Annotated in this window: 14 protein-coding genes; 6 read left to right on the plus strand and 8 right to left on the minus strand. The window is 45.0% G+C overall.

The genetic code is table 11. The features are described 5' to 3' along the window. Positions 1–238: 238 nt before the first annotated feature. A complete protein-coding gene (infA, locus tag KUG37_RS09645) occupies positions 239–460 on the minus strand; it encodes a translation initiation factor IF-1 (RefSeq protein ID WP_001284370.1) in 222 nt (73 codons plus the stop codon). A gap of 230 nt (positions 461–690) precedes the next feature. On the opposite strand from infA, the gene KUG37_RS09650 reads away from it, so the two are divergent. Further along, entirely contained in the window at positions 691–1,698 is a 1,008-nt protein-coding gene (locus tag KUG37_RS09650; RefSeq protein ID WP_216935315.1) for an AraC family transcriptional regulator, read from the plus strand. Between the two features lie 118 nt (positions 1,699–1,816). On the opposite strand, the gene truA is transcribed toward KUG37_RS09650, so the two are convergent. From truA to asd, 5 genes are all read right to left on the minus strand, one after another. Then, on the minus strand, positions 1,817–2,614 hold the full coding sequence (gene truA, locus KUG37_RS09655) for a tRNA pseudouridine(38-40) synthase TruA (protein WP_216935314.1): 798 nt from the start codon (positions 2,612–2,614) through the stop codon (positions 1,817–1,819). Between the two features lie 15 nt (positions 2,615–2,629). After that, a complete protein-coding gene (locus KUG37_RS09660; protein ID WP_216935313.1) occupies positions 2,630–3,598 on the minus strand; it encodes an asparaginase domain-containing protein in 969 nt (322 codons plus the stop codon). A gap of 47 nt (positions 3,599–3,645) precedes the next feature. Next, a complete protein-coding gene (locus KUG37_RS09665; protein ID WP_216935312.1) occupies positions 3,646–4,962 on the minus strand; it encodes a fimbrial protein FimV in 1,317 nt (438 codons plus the stop codon). A gap of 66 nt (positions 4,963–5,028) precedes the next feature. Then, a complete protein-coding gene (locus KUG37_RS09670) occupies positions 5,029–6,519 on the minus strand; it encodes a hypothetical protein (protein WP_216935311.1) in 1,491 nt (496 codons plus the stop codon). Positions 6,520–6,642: 123 nt separating this feature from the next. Then, entirely contained in the window at positions 6,643–7,761 is a 1,119-nt protein-coding gene (gene asd, locus KUG37_RS09675) for an aspartate-semialdehyde dehydrogenase (RefSeq protein ID WP_216935310.1), read from the minus strand. A 189-nt stretch (positions 7,762–7,950) separates the two neighbouring features. On the opposite strand from asd, the gene KUG37_RS09680 reads away from it, so the two are divergent. Next, positions 7,951–9,081, plus strand: coding sequence for an endonuclease/exonuclease/phosphatase family protein (locus KUG37_RS09680; protein WP_216935308.1), 1,131 nt, complete (start codon positions 7,951–7,953; stop codon positions 9,079–9,081). A gap of 474 nt (positions 9,082–9,555) precedes the next feature. Here KUG37_RS09680 and KUG37_RS09685 read toward each other — a convergent pair whose 3' ends face one another. Beyond that, entirely contained in the window at positions 9,556–10,491 is a 936-nt protein-coding gene (locus KUG37_RS09685; protein WP_216935306.1) for a lauroyl acyltransferase, read from the minus strand. A 108-nt stretch (positions 10,492–10,599) separates the two neighbouring features. After that, positions 10,600–12,504, minus strand: a complete 1,905-nt coding sequence (locus KUG37_RS09690) for an ATP-binding cassette domain-containing protein (RefSeq protein WP_216935305.1) — start codon at positions 12,502–12,504, stop codon at positions 10,600–10,602. 32 nt (positions 12,505–12,536) lie between these two features. On the opposite strand from KUG37_RS09690, the gene KUG37_RS09695 reads away from it, so the two are divergent. The 4 genes from KUG37_RS09695 (at position 12,537) to topA (ending at position 17,352) form a co-directional block, all read left to right on the plus strand. Then, positions 12,537–12,782, plus strand: a complete 246-nt coding sequence (locus KUG37_RS09695; RefSeq protein WP_216935304.1) for a SlyX family protein — start codon at positions 12,537–12,539, stop codon at positions 12,780–12,782. 381 nt (positions 12,783–13,163) lie between these two features. Then, positions 13,164–14,162 (plus strand): hypothetical protein, encoded by a 999-nt coding sequence (locus KUG37_RS09700; protein ID WP_216935303.1) that lies wholly within the window; start codon positions 13,164–13,166, stop codon positions 14,160–14,162. Positions 14,163–14,232: 70 nt separating this feature from the next. Next, positions 14,233–14,682: an ammonium transporter gene (locus KUG37_RS09705; RefSeq protein ID WP_216935302.1), complete on the plus strand. Its 450-nt coding sequence runs from the start codon at positions 14,233–14,235 to the stop codon at positions 14,680–14,682. A 30-nt stretch (positions 14,683–14,712) separates the two neighbouring features. Then, entirely contained in the window at positions 14,713–17,352 is a 2,640-nt protein-coding gene (gene topA, locus KUG37_RS09710; protein ID WP_216935301.1) for a type I DNA topoisomerase, read from the plus strand. The last annotated feature ends 75 nt before the right edge of the window (positions 17,353–17,427 follow it).

The following is a 17,427-nucleotide window of genomic DNA, read 5'->3' on the forward strand; positions in this document are numbered from 1 at the left end:
TTCTTGGGTAAGGTGAGTATAGTTCATGATGCAACTTTGACTTTGGTCGGTCGGAAGCAAAATGCTAGCTCATCTTGCTTCTTTCCAATAATTTAATCTCTGTTGCACTTCATTTGAGAATCTAAGTTAAATAAATAGTCGTGAAATTATCGCCCTGTGTCAAATTGTTTTATTCATCGGTAAATAATTAAAGTCATAAAAAAAAGCCACTAAAAGTGGCTTTTGCTTGCGCTAAAACTTAGCGTGCACGATAGGTGATACGACCTTTGGTCAAATCATAAGGTGTCATTTCAACCTTCACACTGTCGCCAGTTAAAATGCGGATATAGTGTTTACGCATTTTACCAGAGATGTGGGCAATCACTTCGTGACCGTTCTCTAAACGTACTCGGAACATAGTATTAGGAAGCGTCTCGGTGACAACGCCTTCGAACTCGATGAGTTCCTCTTTATTGGCCATAGCCTACCTGAATGAATAAATTGGAAAGGCGCAAATTATAGTCAATTTTTTTGCAGAATACAAGACGAAACGGGCCTTAGACTGATCATCTGCCAGTAAATTAAGCGAACTGTCACGATAATTTTTTAACTAAAAAGACACCGGTTTATGTTGTCAGTTTGGTCAATCACAGTTAATCTAAAATTAATCTTTTTAAGTATAAATGAAGTACATACAAGGAAGGCTTTTGAGTGAGTCAGCTAACGGATGCATCAGTCGTATTGCGTTTAGGCTATCAGGCGATTCGTCGTGCGGGTTTGCCAACAGAAGAACTTTTGACTAAAGCAGGAGTCGCTTTAAATCAGGTAGACGCCAATGACCGTACGCCACTGAGTGCCCAGTATGCTTTCTGGGTAGCCGCAGAGGAAGTCAGCAAGGATCCGGATATCGGATTGCACCTGGGTGAGCACCTGCCACTTTATCGTGGTCAGGTCATTGAACACCTGTTTGTTTCATCTGAAAATTTTGGTGAGGGACTGAAACGTGCTCTGGCATATCAGCGACTGATCAGCGATGCCTTTGCTGCCAAGTTAGTGATTGAAGATGATCGTTGCTATTTGACCAATGGTGAACAGCCTTTTTCTGAAAGTCTGGTCAACCGTCATTTTACTGAATGTGCTATGTCAGGCATACTCCGTTTCTTCAAATTTATTACCGAAGGGCGTTTTGAGCCGATTTATATCGACTTTAATTTTTCCAAAGGGGCACCTGATGATGAATACTTCCGGGTTTATGAGTGTCCGGTCAGCCTGGGCCAGAAAGAAACCCGTCTGTATTTTGACCCAGGTATTCTGGAATATCCGCTATGGCAAGCTGAACCTGAGCTGTTGCAATTGCATGAACAGCTGGCGATTGAAAAATTACAGGAACTGGCACGATACGATCTGGTCGGTGAGGTGCGTCGTGCGATTGGCTCTACTCTGGAAAGTGGGGAAACTACGCTGGAAACTGTAGCTGCACAACTGAACATCACACCACGCCGGTTGAGAACGCAACTAAGTGAGGCGCATACCAGCTTTCAGCAGATTCTGTCTGATTATCGCTGTCGTCTGGCCAAGCGTTTGCTGGCGAGTACCAATGAGAGTGTCGAGCGAATTGTCTATCTGACCGGTTTTTCCGAACCAAGTACCTTTTATCGTGCCTTTAAACGCTGGACCAATGAAACACCAGTAGAATATAGAAAGCGTAAGCAGCGTTAAGAACTTTTCTTAAGTCCCTCCTTTCTTGCACTTCAGCTTAAAGCAGTGCTTAAGCTTTGCTCAGGAGGGGAGTCCTCCCTTTTAGAAAGGGAGGTTAGGAGGGATTTAAATTAAAAAACTATTCTGGCATATTCAGCCAGTGAGGCCCCAAAGGCAATTCAGGTAACTCAAACTGAGCCGGATAGTCGGCATGAATAAAATATAAGCCATCTGCAGGCGCAGTCACGCCAGCAGCTTTACGGTCTTCTGCAGCGAAAATACTATCAATATGGTCGGCAGCATACATGCCCTGACCAACTTCCAGTAAACAGCCCATAATATTTCGCACCATATGATGCAAGAAGCCATCGGCCTGAATATCGAGCACCAGATATTGACCATGCGGGATCAGACGGCAATGACTAACATGGCGAACGGGTTGATTGGACTGACAGGCTGCAGCGCGGAAGCTTTCAAAATTATGCGTGCCTTCAAACTTTTTCGCAGCCAGCATCATCTGTTCAATATTGAGCGGTGTATAGACATGAGTGACCTGTTTATGCAGCAAGGCCGGGCGAACCCGGTGGTTGTAAACGACATAGCGGTAGCGGCGTGCCTGAGCCTTAAACCGGGCATGGAAGCTGTGATCCATTTCCTTGATCCACTGGATCGAGATATCTTTAGGTAGCTGGCTATTGCAGCCCATTAGCCAGCCACGTTCAGAACGCACGGCATCAGTATCAAAATGCGCTACCATATTGGTCGCATGTACACCCGCATCCGTCCGTCCGGCTCCATGCAGGCTAACCGGTTGATCGGCAACCCGGCTCAGGACCTTTTCAATGGTTTCCTGCACACTTGCAACACCCGGCTGTTGAGTCTGCCATCCCCGATAATGCATCCCACAAAACTCAATTCCCACCGCAAAACGCTGCATAATGACCTCAAAATCTTATTGATCGTACCAATGACGATGCCATTGCTCTACAGTGTCATATTGTAAATACATTTTCAGGGCTTTTGCATACAGATCGGCATGGCCATAATTTTCATTGAGCAGAATTTTGCAGTGATTGACCCATTCTGCAATGGCATAGCGCTGATCTGTCGCGCCAAAAGGCACCTGAGTAGTCAGGACAGAGATACAGCCCAGCTCATACAGTTGATCAATGAGCGCAATCATGGCGTTATTGACCGCGAGGTTGCCGGTGCCGAAACCTTGCAGAAATAAAAAATGCGGTGGTCGAGTCAATAGGTTATTCAGGTTATTGAATTGCTGGGTCAGGTCAATTGGCTGCATCATGATGCTCATGCAGTTAAATCCAGCCGCTTTCGTAATATCTTTAGCTTTGATCTGATAACACTGTTGGTTGGCCTGGATTGTAATATTGGCCTCCAGACCTGAAAAGGCATTTAACTCGGTGGTATGTTGTTTGAGTGCAGTTTGCGCATGAATCAGCTGATGATGGAACGCCAGATAGACCCCAGCAGCACACTCACTTGCCGAATCCAGTGCGAATTTCAGGTTATCCAGGGCATCGCTAAATTCACGCTGCTCATTGCCTTGAGCATTTAGCAGTGGATATTGGCTACCGGTCAGTACCACATGTGCCGATTTGCCGATAAAGTGTGCCAGTACTGCACTGGCATAACTGAGCGTATCTGTACCATGAATAATCACAAAATGCTGGATCTGACGTGATTGCAATTGCTGAATAAACTGTACCAGTTCTAACCAGTCGGCTGGTGTACAGGCACTACTGTCCTTGATGGCTGGTGCATGGTGGCATTCGATATAATATTGCTCTGCAAGCACCTGTTCGAGTTTGGGAATAAATAAATCAGCAGGCATCGGTGCGAGAGGATCTCCCACACAGCCGAATGTGCCGCCCATATAAATTAATGCAATATTTTTTATCATAAAAAAAGCAGCCAACCTTTGACTGCTTTAGTGTAAATCGAAATGCATCAAGATGCGATTTGATTCAGTAATTGCTCTGCCCGTTGTTGTTGCTCGGCTGTATATTCAGCTTCTCGCTCCGTAATGATTTCACGGGCAGCAGCATAAGCACCGAGCTGAATATATTGCTGGGCAAGATCCAGGTTCAGACTTGCTTCATTAACATCCAGTAATTCCGGGAAAGATTGCACCAGTGGATCATGCTGATCTATCTCTGCGTGAGCTGACGCAGCAGGAATATCAAAATTCAAGCTGGTGGCAGCAGGCGTTTCTGGCATGCTTTCTAAATGATCTAATTTAAAATCCAGTCCGGACAGATTGGTCGGGGCAGCCGGATCTGTTACAGGTGCTACAGCGGTCAAACCAGACAGATCAAACTCAGTCGCAGGCACAGCAGTTTTTTCAGCTGTAGGTGCAGGCGCGTCAAGTGAGAATGAAAAATCTAGAGGCTGGATATCTTCTGTCACAGCTGGTGCTGTTTCTACGGGTGCAGACTGCTGTAATTCCAGCTTGAAGTCTAAAACAGGTGCTGTTTCTGTTGCAGCTGCAGGCGTAGTTTGAGAGAGAGTAGTGGAAATATCCTGAACTTCAAAATCTACAGAAGGCGCAGCAGGTACAGGTGTATCTTCAACTTTTGCTGTTTCTACTACAGTCGTCTTTGGTTCAAAATTAAATTCAAGTGGCTGAATATCGGCCACAGGTTCTACCATAGTGACCGGCTTGGGCTGGAAGTCCTGCTGCAATTGTTCAAATGCCAGTTCATTGGAAGAAGCCGGTGCCACCAGGTCGTCAAAGGCATCTGAAGCCGCTTCTTGTGCAGGGGAGGTTGCAGGCTGGGCACTTGGGAAATCAATCGTATCCCGAACAGCAGATAACGATTTATCAAATTCACGCTGTTTCGCTTCTGCTTGTGCCAGAATCTCATCTAAATGTAAAGAACGGATATGGTTTAGCAGCTGTGAAATCGCAAACTCATCTTTTTGTAAGATATGAATATCCAACAGCAGCAGATAGAGTTCATGCTGGGAATTATCCCGGTTCAGTGCCTGGTTAATCTGCGCTTCGGCCGCAAAAAAATTACGTTCCTGAATCAGGCCTTCAATTTTCTTGCGTGTTTCTGCTGATAATGGCGTTGCTGATTTTTTTGCGACTCCGACTGGCTCAACCACTTTGGTTTTTTGTGGGGCAGCTTTTGACGCAGAGCCAGTTTTTTTTGCTTTTACAGTTTTAGTGTTTGCTTTATCTGATTCTTGAGCATCTTGTCGTTTTTTGAAGACAATTAATACAATAATCAATATCACTAATGGAATCACATAAATCAGCATGTTTTACCCCTTGGGGATAGAGTAGTTTAAGTTCGCCTATCCCAATAAATCGTTATGTATAACTTTTTAATTAATTGGCTTCTTATCTGCTTGTTGGGCTTTGAGCTGTTGTTGCAACTGGGCCAGACGCGCATTTAATAACTGAATTCTATGATCCTTCTGATTGAGTGCCAATTCTAATTCAGTTACGTTGCTCTGTAATTTAACGGTTTTCTCTCGGGCTGTCATAACTTTTAATGACAATTCCTTTGATGTTTGATTGCGTTCTGTGTTCTGGTTTGCAGAAAGCTGTCCAGAATCGTGCTGGTTCTCAGCCACCAGGCTCATTTCTGCCTGATTCAAACGGTATTTCGTCTTGCTAGCATGCTTGGAAGGCAGCTCTGTCTGCTTTGCTGCGCTGACTTTAATGGGTGCAGGCGCAGTGTGAATTGTGTTTAAGTTGAGTGCTGCACCCTTGCGTAGACGATTGGCATTTCCTCCAATAAAGGCATGCTCATTGTCTTTTTTGATTTGCTGCATCACTTCATTGACCGGACGTTGCTGTTGCTCGGCAATTCGTGAGGCAATCCCCCACAATGACTCATTGGATTGAACCACATAAGTGGGTTGGGTCTGACTTGAAGCTGCTTTAACGGGTTTAGCTTTAGTGGTAACTGGAGCTGGGGTTTTTACCGGATTGGCAGCTTCAGCTGATTTTTGTGCTTGCTCGTCAGCAAATTTCTTGACCAGGGGATCACTAGAAGCTTTTTGAGTATCAGAACGAGATTCTGCAGCTGATGCAAGCGTTGCCTGTGAAGTGCGCTGTTCTGAATCTGAAAGAGCAGGAGCAGGTTTAACCGGGGCTTGAGCAGGGGGCGTCGTTATAGATTCACTTTTAGGTACAGGTGCGATCGTATGCGTCTGAATAGCTGGAACTGATGTGGTTATAGCGGGGGCAAAGGCAGTTTTTGGAATGGAATTATTCGATAATACAGGCGGCGCTGTACGTTGCAATGCCAAGGGCTTTTCTAGAATCGCTGGTTTATTTAAAGCTGTTGGAGCTGTACTGTAATGGCTACTCACGGGCAGGTTGAGTGCAAGATCTTTTTCACTGACCACGATAACTGGCGCCAGCGGGCGTTCATTCTGCTTGAGACTGGCTTTTAGTAAATCGGTTTTAGCTTGTAAGGGGGTACGAATATGTTGCAGGCGCGAGGCATTGCCTTCCTTGATTTTGACAATAATATTCAGCTCTCCCTCAGTCATGGGGCGAGAAGAGGTAATGGTAATGACTCCGGTGCCATTATTGCTACGCCGGGTAAAAAAGTTCAGATGACCCGGTGGCTGATGCGATGCGCCAATCGACATTAAATCTTCAGGTGAAGCCAGACTGACCTCAATTGGTAAGCTCATGTCAGATTGCCGGAAAGTCATTTCTGCATAAAGTAGTTCCCCAGGTGCAGACTGAATCTGAACCGGATCTACATTGATCGCATAAATGTTTTGTGAAGCAACAATGGCTAAAATCGCAAGCTTTAATTTGTTATATACAGTCATCTTAATCGTGAGCTCAGTCATTATCGCATAGCGAAAATTATAGATTACCGGGATGTTTGTTTTTTGTAAAATACTTACGCAATAGTTACATAAAAAAGCCGATCAATAAAGATCGGCTTTTAGCTTTATATCCATGTCAGGATATCAGGCATTTTTATAATCAATCAGGATGCGAAGCATACGGCGTAGTGGCTCGGCCGCGCCCCAAAGCAACTGGTCGCCGACAGTGAATGCACCGAGGTATTCTTTACCCATATTCAGCTTGCGCAGACGGCCGACTGGAACAGATAAGGTACCAGTGACTGCAACCGGAGTCAGATCAGTCATTGATGCTTCACGTGTATTTGGAACCACTTTAGACCAGTCATTGGCACCTGCAATGATGTCTTCGATTTCATCCAAAGGTACATCTTTTTTCAGTTTCAGGGTTAATGCCTGAGAGTGACAACGCATGGCACCAATACGCACACAGTGCCCATCAATTGGCACGATCTGCTGGTTGCCCAGAATTTTGTTGGTTTCTACCTGACCTTTCCATTCCTCTTTCGACTGGCCGCTTTCCAGTTGCTTGTCGATATAAGGAATTAATGAACCCGCCAAAGGTACACCGAAGTTACTCGATGGGAAACCCTCACCACGTTGTAATTCAGCAATTCTAGAGTCGATATCCAGAATTGGAGAACGTGGGTCATCCAGCAACTCTTTGGTATTGTTATATAAATAACCCATACCATTGATCAGCTCACGCATGTTTTGCGCGCCCGCACCTGAAGCAGCCTGATAAGTCATTGACGTTGCCCATTCCACCAAATTGTTCTGGAACAGACCACCCAAGCCCATCAGCATAAGTGAAACGGTACAGTTACCGCCTACAAATGTTTTGGTGCCTTTCACTAAACCGTCTTTGATCACATGCATGTTAACCGGATCAAGTACGATGATGGCTTCATCATCCATACGTAAGGTCGAGGCTGCATCAATCCAGTAACCGTTCCAGCCTTCCGCTTTCAGTTTCGGGAAAACATCAGAAGTATAGTCGCCACCTTGACAGGTAATAATGACATCCATTTGCTTCAGACTGTTAATATCTGATGCATCCATAAGTGCTGGGGCAGTCTTACCGCCAAATGCCGGCGCTTCACCACCTGCATTACTGGTAGAGAAATAGAATGGCTCAAAATGAGCAAAATCATTCTCTTCAACCATACGTTGCATAAGGACGGAACCCACCATCCCGCGCCAACCGACCAGACCTACTTTCATGTCACTTTGCCTCGGTGCGTTAAAAAAATCAAAAGGGATTCGAGTGTATCAAAAAGGGACTCAACTGCAAGTGCTACACAATCAAAACATCAATATTCTTGAGCGAAATATCTGCTTTATGATACATACAAAATTGATAACGTCATTTTTCTTTAAGAAAAATTAATAACTTAATAAAGAGCACGCTTTATGATATGGACTATCCAAGTTATGGCAATCATTGTCATTTGGTTAAGTTTCTGGTCACTGATCCCACGCGATGAATGGTGGATTCGGGGGGCAGATTTTCCACGCTTACAAATTCTGGTATTGGGCTTTATTGCCTTTGTGCTGTTCTTGGTTATTGAACATCCCTGGACCTGGTTTAACCAGCTGCTTTTTATTGGTCTGATTGCATCTTTGGCTTATCAGCTGAAAATGGTGTTGCCCTATACCTTTGTCTGGAAAAACCAGGTCAAACAGGTCAAGCCGGACCAGCTGGATCCGCAGCGGCAAATCTCCCTGATTGTTTCAAATGTACTGACCACCAATAACAAATATCATCTGCTGGTTGAACAGATCCAGACCTATCAGCCAGATCTGGTGTTAACACTGGAAACGGATCAGACCTGGCAAAATGAAATGTCGGTGATTGAAGCAGATTATCCTTATCGTGTGGCTGTACCTTTGGATAATCTGTATGGCATGCACCTGTATAGCAAGCTCAAACTCAGCAATACCCAAGTCAAGTTTATTTTAAGTGACGATCTTCCTTCAATTCATACCACTGTGATCTTACGCTCGGGACAGCCGGTGCGGCTTTACTGTCTGCATCCAAAACCGCCGAGCCCCACCGAGGCCAAAGATTCCACCTTGCGTGATGCTGAATTATTGATTGTGGGTGATCAAATTAAAGATCTGGATGAAAGCTGTATCGTCATGGGTGATCTGAATGATGTGGCCTGGTCACGTACCACACGGCTGTTTCAACGCATTAGCGGGTTGCTGGATCCACGGGTTGGGCGTCATTATGTGAATACCTTTCATGCAGATTATCCTTTTTTTCGCTGGTCGCTCGATCATGTTTTTCATAGTACCGATTTTGCCTTGGTACATATGGAGCGTCTACCGCATATGGGCTCTGATCATTTTCCGGTCTTTCTGGTTTTACAAACCGGTCGGGTGTTCGAACAGATTCAGGAAGAGCAGGAGCAAACCGATGAAGATGAGCAGGAAGCACAAAAAGCCATAAAAGAGGGCATTCAGAAAGCAGATACAGAGGAAAAAATAGTGACCGATGAAATTACTATGGCGTATAGAGAAGCAGGTAAAGTCTCTTAGGTTTTTAGAAGAAAAGTGTACGATATTGCTTACAACAGTTTCCGCTTCTTGCGAATGGGCAAGGCTTTGGAATTTGGGTATTCTAGGTTTATCAGCACAGGGAGTCGAGAAAGGATATTCTCATAAGGAAGACGAAGCTGAATGAAAGCATCATGGACATGATGATGAAAGGGAAATCACAAAAATACAGAACTAATTATAATATGTGAAAGCACGACCTCATTAACCCGAGTTTTACAGGATGTAGAGCTCGGGTTAAGTTATTTTGAGGACTTATTTTTTATAATATATTCTTGATGATTACAATGATTTGTTTAATTTAGAGTCATAGTTCGAGAGCGTAGAATGGAAATTGTCCTTGCCCGTGAGAAGTACTTCAGTTCTATTGTATGAATCAATGGTCTGCCGCTAAAAACCATGAGGTTATTCGGGATTTTAAGCTATAGCTCTTCAAAATTCCGTGATCATATAGATTTAGTAAATTTCCTTATAACCTTCAGGACGTGTCTTAAAACGGCGGTGGAACCACATATATTGAGTCGGTGCGATGCGCAACTGCTGTTCGATCACCAGATTCACGCGAGTGGCATCCTCGATTTCATTCTCACCAGGGAAATTCTCCAGTGCCGGTTCAATCAGCACATGGTAACGCGGATTTTTGATATCGCCATGTCGATAGAAATATAAGGGAATTGCAGTAGCTTTGGTCATTTTCAGTAAACGCCGATGCGCGGTTACAGTCGCTGCCGGCACACCAAAGAAAGGTGCCATCACGCCTTGTTTTAAACCATAATCCTGATCCGGACTGTACCAGATCGCATGGCCATTTTTCAGCTGACGCACCAAACCACGCATATCATCATGATCAATCTGGTTGGCATAAATCGTGGCGCGACAACGGTAAATCAGCATATCCAATAGTGGATTATTCTGCGGGCGATAGACCACATCCGGGTCAAAATACTGTGCGCATAGGTAGCCACCGGCATCCAGCAAAGTTGAATGCGTGCCTAATAACAGCATACCTTGTCCTGCGGCCTGTGCCTTCTGAATGTGTTCCAGCCCTTCAATACTGACGCGGCCCTGAAACCATTTCGGACTATACCAGGCATTGAGTGTCTCAAACACACCCAACATTTGATCGATAAACACCTGGTGTGCATTGTCCTGTACTTCTGCCGAAGACCATTCAGGAAAACAGACTTCCAGATTGCGAAGTGTAGTTTCACGACGTGATGGCAGGTATTTAAAAGAAAGATGGCCCAGCAAGTATGCCAGACGATGCTGGATTGCCCAGGGTAAGATCGCCAAAATCATCAGGAAAATAATACCCAGCCAGTTAACCCAGTATCGAGGTAACAGGAATGTCCATTGAAATTCACCGGGTTTATATTCTGGCTGGGTACTCATAGGGCAAGGCAGTGCTAAAAGATTAAACGCAGTCTAACAGAGAAGATTCTTGAAATAAAAAAAGCATCTGTACGAATACAGATGCTTGAGTAAATACTCGTGGAATATTTAGCCGTTACTCATATTGTCCAGCTCTTCCCAGCGCTCCAGCTTTTCCAATAACAGCTCATCAATTTCTGATAAACGGTTAGAAAGTTGCATCACTTTATCGGAATCAGTCACAAATAAGGAGCCATCAGCCAGCTGTGCATTGATCTCTGCCTGTTCTTTCTCTAAAGCTTCCATTTCAGCGGGTAATTGCTCTAAAGCACGTTGATCTTTGTAGCTGAGTTTTACTTTTTTCGGAGCGGCTGCAGCAGCACTGGCTTCTGCTTTTGCCAAGGCCTTTTTTACATCAATTTTTTGATCAACTGCGGTTTGGTCCGGGCGTTGTTCTAGGTAATCTTGATAACCACCGACATATTCATCGATATGACCTTTACCATCAAAGACCCAAGTGGATGTCACCACGTTGTCCATAAAGGCACGGTCATGCGAGATCAACAGCAATGTACCTTTATAGCCACCGAGCATTTCTTCTAATAGCTCTAAAGTCACCATATCCAAGTCATTGGTGGGCTCATCCATCACAATCAGGTTCGATGGTTTAAGTAACAATTTTGCCAGCAAGATACGGTTACGCTCACCACCAGACAAGGCTTTGACAGGAGTACGTGCACGTTCAGGTGAGAACAGGAAATCTTGCAAATAACTGTAAATATGACGACGTCCGCCATTTACATCAACAAAGTCTGAACCTTCAGAAACGTTATCTTTGACTGATTTTTCCAGATCCAGTGCATTACGCAATTGGTCGAAATACGCCACTTCAAGTTGCGTACCGGTTTTTACTGTACCGCCATGTTCTAGCTCGCCCAGAATGGCTTTAATCAGAGTGGTTTTACCAACACCGTTATCACCGACTAAACCAATACGGTCACCACGAAGTACCAGTGCAGAGAAATCTTTGATGATGGGTGCATTGTTGCCAAAAGCCACGCTGAGGTTTTGTATATCAAATACAAGTTTACCTGAACGGTTGGCATCTTGCGTTGCCATGCTCACTTTACCTTGTTGTGAACGGCGGGCTTTTGATTCTTCACGTAAGGCTTTTAAATCACGGACACGGCCTTCATTACGGGTACGACGTGCTTTGATGCCTTGACGGATCCAGACTTCTTCTTCAGCCAGCTTTTTATCGAACAGCGCATTTTGCTTTTCTTCAGCTTCCATTTGCTGGGCTTTCAGGTCTAGATAACGTGAATAATTACCTTCATAGCTGCGCAGTTGACCACGATCCAGCTCGACAATACGGGTGGCAATGCTATCGACAAAGGCACGGTCATGCGAAATGAACAGTAGGGTCAAATTGTTTTGATCGAGCAGGAATTTTTCCAGCCATTCAATACTTTCAACATCCAGATGGTTAGTCGGTTCGTCCAGCAACAATACATCTGGCTGGGTGAGCAAGGCACGCGCCAGTAGCACACGACGCTTACGGCCACCAGATAAATCGGCAAGATCCGCATCTGGGTCCAACCCCATTTTGCTTAAAATCGAATTAACCTTGGTTTCGAGCGCCCAGCCATCCAGCTGGTCCATTTTGTGTTGCAGATTACCCATGCGGTCACAGGCATCCATATCGCCCAGCACACAGGCTTCACTGGCAGCATGATAGGCACGCAAAACTTCAGATGCTTCGCCCGCACCATCTGCCACGATGTCAGCCACTCGGCCTGAGTCCATCGGTACATCTTGCGCCAGCATCGAAATCGTGATGCCATTTTGTATTGAAACTTCGCCGCTGTCAGGCAGTAAACTTCCTTCAATCAGCTTAAGTAAGGTAGACTTACCCTCACCATTACGGCCAATCAAACACACTCGTTCGCCGCGTTCCAAGTTAAAATTCGCGCCGTCGAGCAGGGCGGGTCCACCAAACGCAAGTTGGACATCCCTTAGGGTAATATAGGCCATAATGTTTCCTGAAATCCAAATGAGGACTTTAAATGACTAAACAACAAAATCTAAATGATCAGGCGTCATTTTCCGCACCCATTGAAGATTTGCAAGTGCGAATTGCATTTTTAGATGATTTAGTTGAACAGTTGAATGATCAGGTGGCCAAGCAGACCCTGGAAATCGCTGATCTAAAAAAACAAATGATGCTTTTATATCAACGTGTTGAGTCTTCAGATCTGTCTGAAGGAATTGCAGAATTTGATCCAAAGACTGATCGTCCACCGCATTATTAATTTGCAACCAATGATTTATTGAACAAGAACTCTTGCCTGGTGCGAGGGTTTTTTATTTAAAGAAAGAACAGAACAAGAAGACCAGTTATAACGGAAACGTAAAATATTCTGGGTGAAATACCGCTGGGGAAGAGTATTAAAGTAGGTGATGCAATAGAGCTTGGAGTAAATGTTTCTATGTATTTTACCCATGCCACAGCTTTAAAAATGGCTCATTATCTTTTTTTGAGCTTCTTTTAAAAAGCATAACGGTTTAATTTTACCTCAAACCACGACTCACAAATTTGACTTCAGGATTAGCGTTAAACGTAAAATTGTTTGACCTTTCACTCACTTCCTACTCTAATACTTGCTTCCAGGTACATTTCAGGAGCTTGTCCTATGCACCCAAAAGTTGTTCTACTCGACCTCGAAAATAACTTTCCAACAGCCAAGTTAATGCGTGAGATTGTGGCGCATTATTCGACTTTATATCTGTTTAGCTGTACCGGAAAATTTGAATTCTCATTGGAAGATTTAACCGAGCTTGCTGGCTGGATTGCGAGTGGACAAATTATAATTTTGGACACCCCTGAATCGCCACAGAAAGAATATGAATATGCAGTAATTGTCGGTCAGCTTATGGCGCTCCTGGAACCGGATACCGAGGTTGAGTTAATCTCGGCGATGGACAGCAGTGACATGCTCCAGCAGATGCTGCAGGCTTCGGATATTCCATGTAGCCTGATTCAGATCCAGCCCGATGAAGTATCTGTTGCAGCAGAACCTGCTAAAAATCAGCTTCCCAGTCTGGAGGCAATCAAGAACAAACCTGCCCTGCAGCTGGTCAAAAAATACTGTGATGCTTTAGGGAAAATGAGCGGCAAACCAAATACGGTAGAAACCCTGAAAAATTCAGTGGCGAATATTCTGCAAGTAATGCCGGTAAAAGCGCAGCATGTGGTCGGTATGCTGATCAACCTGAAAATCGTCAAACGTTATGATGAACAAGTCAGCTTCCGTAAAAAAGTGCTGAAACAATGGCTGCAGCTCAATCTGGATGAACAAAGTCCGGTTGAAAATCCAAAGCTGGATCAGGTCATTTCCCAGCTAAAAGTTGATGAAACTCCAGTTGAAGCATTCCAGTCACCGATCCAGTCGGCCCAGCAAGACCTGTTCAAGAACTTTGGCCGGATTGATCCAGTCCAGCTGGAAGTGGCGCGTAAACTGCGTGAACTCCAGGGCGATAAACCCAAAGATATTTATGAATTACGTGATTTACTGGAACAGTTATTTCCAAAATCAGATATCCGCTTGCTGCTGAAGGAGCTGATTGAGAAAGGTTATATTTACTGGAATGGTCATGAAATTTTATATAGTCATGAAATGTTCTTGAATTAATTTTATCGTGCAAACTTGCGTTTTATATTGTGCTTATGCAACTCTAATAATAGAACATAAAGGTTGAACTATGGAAAACACTGGAATCTGGGTGGCGGTGGTTATCATCATTTTCGTTCTGGGGTCGATTTTCGGGTTGCGCGTGAGCCCCCGGGAAAAAGCTTTGGGCATGATGCGTGACAAAGCCCGTAAAATGGGTTTGCATCCACGTTTGGTGGTGGCACCGGACTGGACCAACATCCCGAAGGCGACTGAAAGTCGTGCCAGTATGGTCGCGTACTATAGTGTGCTGATGCCAGAAGCTCGTTTGCCCCTGATGCGCGCTCGTGTTGTCGACAATAAACTCGAAATCGTGCAGGGTGATGAGAAATTTAAAGATTTTCCCATTGCATTAAAAGGCATTTATGCTATTGATATGCAAGCCAACTGTGTCGGCATCTATTGGGATGAAAACGCTGATTTAAGAGCCACCCAACTCGACGATATCAAAGCACTATTACATGCTTTGGCTGAACTTTAATTTAGAAATAAACAGGATTAACGGTTAATTATGGCGAACGCTCCTCGGTCCACATCAAAAAGCAGCACAGCGAAGTCTCCCGACGCTGGAAAGAAGCGCGCCTTAGTGATTGTGGAGTCGCCTGCAAAAGCGAAAACAATCAATAAGTACCTTGGTCCGGACTATATCGTAAAATCCTCAGTGGGTCATGTTCGTGACTTACCGACAGGTGGTTCTAAGTCGACAGAGAAGAAACCTGCGACACGCACCAAATTGACCGAAGCCGAAAAAGCTGAAAAATCACAATCGGCCCTGATTAACCGAATGGGTGTTGATCCGGAACATGATTGGAAAGCCAAATACGAAGTCCTTCCGGGCAAAGAACATGTGGTTGCCGAACTGAAAAAGCTGGCATCGCAAGTCGATGAAGTCTATCTGGCAACGGATATGGACAGGGAAGGGGAAGCGATTGCCTGGCATTTAAAAGAAGTCATTGGTGGTGATGATTCGCGTTATCAGCGTGTGGTCTTTAACGAAATTACTAAAAATGCCATTCAGGAAGCCTTCAAGCATCCCTCACGCCTCGATACCAACAAGGTGAATGCCCAGCAAGCCCGTCGCTTCTTAGACCGCGTGGTGGGCTTTATGATCTCACCATTGCTGTGGGAAAAAATTGCCCGTGGTTTATCGGCGGGTCGTGTGCAGTCGGTTGCAGTGAAACTGGTGGTTGAGCGTGAACGCGAAATTCGCGCCTTCATTCCTGAAGAATATTGGCAGGTGTTTGCCGATACTAAATCGAAAAAAGATGATATCCGTCTCGAAGCAGTCAAGCAGAATGGCAAGACGCTCAAGCTGCACAATAAAGACGAAACTGATGCATTATTGAATCTGATCAAAGATGCAGATTATACGGTTTCTGCGCGTGAAGATAAGCCAACCAAGGTGAATCCAAGTGCGCCGTATATCACCTCAACGCTGCAACAGGCAGCCAGTACCCGTCTCGGTTTTTCCGTGAAGAAAACCATGATGCTGGCGCAGCGCCTGTATGAAGCTGGTTTTATTACCTATATGCGTACCGACTCGACATTCTTGAGTGATGACGCTGTCAATATGGTGCGTGGGTATATCGAATCCGAGTTTGGCGAGAAGTATCTGCCTGTCAAGCCGAACCGTTATGGCAATAAAGCTGGTGCGCAAGAAGCGCATGAGGCAATTCGTCCATCCATGGTTGGCCTAAAAGGCGACAGTCTGGTGGGTGTGGAGCGTGATGCGCAGCGTCTCTATGACCTGATCTGGCGTCAGTTTGTGGCCTGTCAGATGACACCAGCTGAATATCTGTCTTCAACGATTTTAGTCAATGCCAGTGGCGTAGAACTGAAAGCCAAGGGTCGTACCTTGGTCTTTGACGGTTTTACCCGCGTGCGTGGTGCCAATAAAGCGGATGACGACATTTTATTGCCTGCAGTCAAAGTCGGTGAAGTCCTCAAACTTGAGAAACTTGACCCATCTCAACATTTTACCAAGCCACCGGCGCGTTTTACTGAAGCCTCACTGGTCAAAGAACTTGAGAAGAAAGGTATTGGCCGTCCTTCGACTTATGCTGCAATTATCTCGACCATTCAAGACCGTGGTTATGTGAAGCTGGATAACCGTCGTCTCTATGCCGAGAAGATGGGTGAAATCGTCACTGACCGTCTGGATGAAAATTTCAATAACCTGATGAACTATGCTTTCACCGCAGATCTTGAAGGTCAGCTGGATAAAGTGGCAGATGGTGAACGTAACTGGAAAGAGCTGCTAGATAGCTTCTATGGCGATTTTAAACAGCGTTTAACCATTGCGCAGGGTGAAAACGGTATGCGCCGTAATCAGCCTGTAGAAGTAGATGCGGTACATTGTAAAGAATGTGACCGTCCCATGCAGATCCGTACCGGTACGACCGGTGTTTTCCTGGGCTGTTCAGGTTATAACCTGCCGCCGAAAGAGCGTTGCAAGGGAACCTTGAACCTGACGCCAGTCGAATCGCTAGCAGCATTGTCTGATGATGATGCGGCAGAAACAGTTGACCTGATGTCGAAGAAACGTTGTCCTATATGCGAAACTGCGATGGACAGCTACGTGATTGACGGTGGTCGTAAACTGCATATTTGTGGCAATAACCCGGACTGTAGTGGTTTTGAACTTGAAGAAGGCGAGTTCAAGATCAAAGGTTATGATGGCCCAACCATTCCATGCGACAAATGTGATGGTGAAATGCAATTGAAGACCGGGCGTTTTGGTCCGTACTTTGCCTGTAACAGCTGTGACAATACCCGTAAAGTATTAAAAAGCGGTCAGCCTGCACCACCGCGTGTGGACCCGATCAAGATGGAACATCTGCGTTCGACCAAGCACGATGATTTCTTTGTACTGCGTGACGGTGCTGCCGGTTTATTCTTGGCGGCCAGCAAGTTCCCGAAAGTGCGTGAGACTCGTGCACCGAAAGTGGCTGAGATTCGTTCTGTTGCTGACCAACTGGATCCAAAGTATCAGTTTATTCTAGAGGCACCTGATGTTGACCCGGAAGGAAATCCGACTCTGGTGAAATTTAGCCGTAAGAACCAGTCACAATATATTGGTTCGGAAAATGCTGAAGGTAAACAGACCAAATGGTCTTTGGTTTATCAGGATGGGAAATGGGTGGAAGCCTAAATTCTAAGATTGAAAAAAATGCTGACGAAAGTCGGCATTTTTTATGTCAGAATCATTTATACAAAAAATTAAAAA

Origin of the sequence: Acinetobacter sp. BY419 (assembly GCF_019038395.1) — a bacterium.
Lineage (GTDB): Bacteria > Pseudomonadota > Gammaproteobacteria > Pseudomonadales > Moraxellaceae > Acinetobacter.

What these genes read in the sequence shown, in the direction of transcription:
- KUG37_RS09685 (WP_216935306.1), bottom strand. Translation starts at nt 10,491, where the DNA reads ATGAGTACCCAGCCAGAATATAAACCCGGTGAATTTCAATGGACATTC.
- asd (WP_216935310.1), bottom strand. Translation starts at nt 7,761, where the DNA reads ATGAAAGTAGGTCTGGTCGGTTGGCGCGGGATGGTGGGTTCCGTCCTT.
- truA (WP_216935314.1), bottom strand. Translation starts at nt 2,614, where the DNA reads ATGCAGCGTTTTGCGGTGGGAATTGAGTTTTGTGGGATGCATTATCGG.
- KUG37_RS09670 (WP_216935311.1), bottom strand. Translation starts at nt 6,519, where the DNA reads ATGACTGAGCTCACGATTAAGATGACTGTATATAACAAATTAAAGCTT.
- KUG37_RS09695 (WP_216935304.1), top strand. Translation starts at nt 12,537, where the DNA reads ATGACTAAACAACAAAATCTAAATGATCAGGCGTCATTTTCCGCACCC.
- KUG37_RS09705 (WP_216935302.1), top strand. Translation starts at nt 14,233, where the DNA reads ATGGAAAACACTGGAATCTGGGTGGCGGTGGTTATCATCATTTTCGTT.
- KUG37_RS09660 (WP_216935313.1), bottom strand. Translation starts at nt 3,598, where the DNA reads ATGATAAAAAATATTGCATTAATTTATATGGGCGGCACATTCGGCTGT.
- topA (WP_216935301.1), top strand. Translation starts at nt 14,713, where the DNA reads ATGGCGAACGCTCCTCGGTCCACATCAAAAAGCAGCACAGCGAAGTCT.
- infA (WP_001284370.1), bottom strand. Translation starts at nt 460, where the DNA reads ATGGCCAATAAAGAGGAACTCATCGAGTTCGAAGGCGTTGTCACCGAG.
- KUG37_RS09700 (WP_216935303.1), top strand. Translation starts at nt 13,164, where the DNA reads ATGCACCCAAAAGTTGTTCTACTCGACCTCGAAAATAACTTTCCAACA.
- KUG37_RS09665 (WP_216935312.1), bottom strand. Translation starts at nt 4,962, where the DNA reads ATGCTGATTTATGTGATTCCATTAGTGATATTGATTATTGTATTAATT.
- KUG37_RS09680 (WP_216935308.1), top strand. Translation starts at nt 7,951, where the DNA reads ATGATATGGACTATCCAAGTTATGGCAATCATTGTCATTTGGTTAAGT.
- KUG37_RS09690 (WP_216935305.1), bottom strand. Translation starts at nt 12,504, where the DNA reads ATGGCCTATATTACCCTAAGGGATGTCCAACTTGCGTTTGGTGGACCC.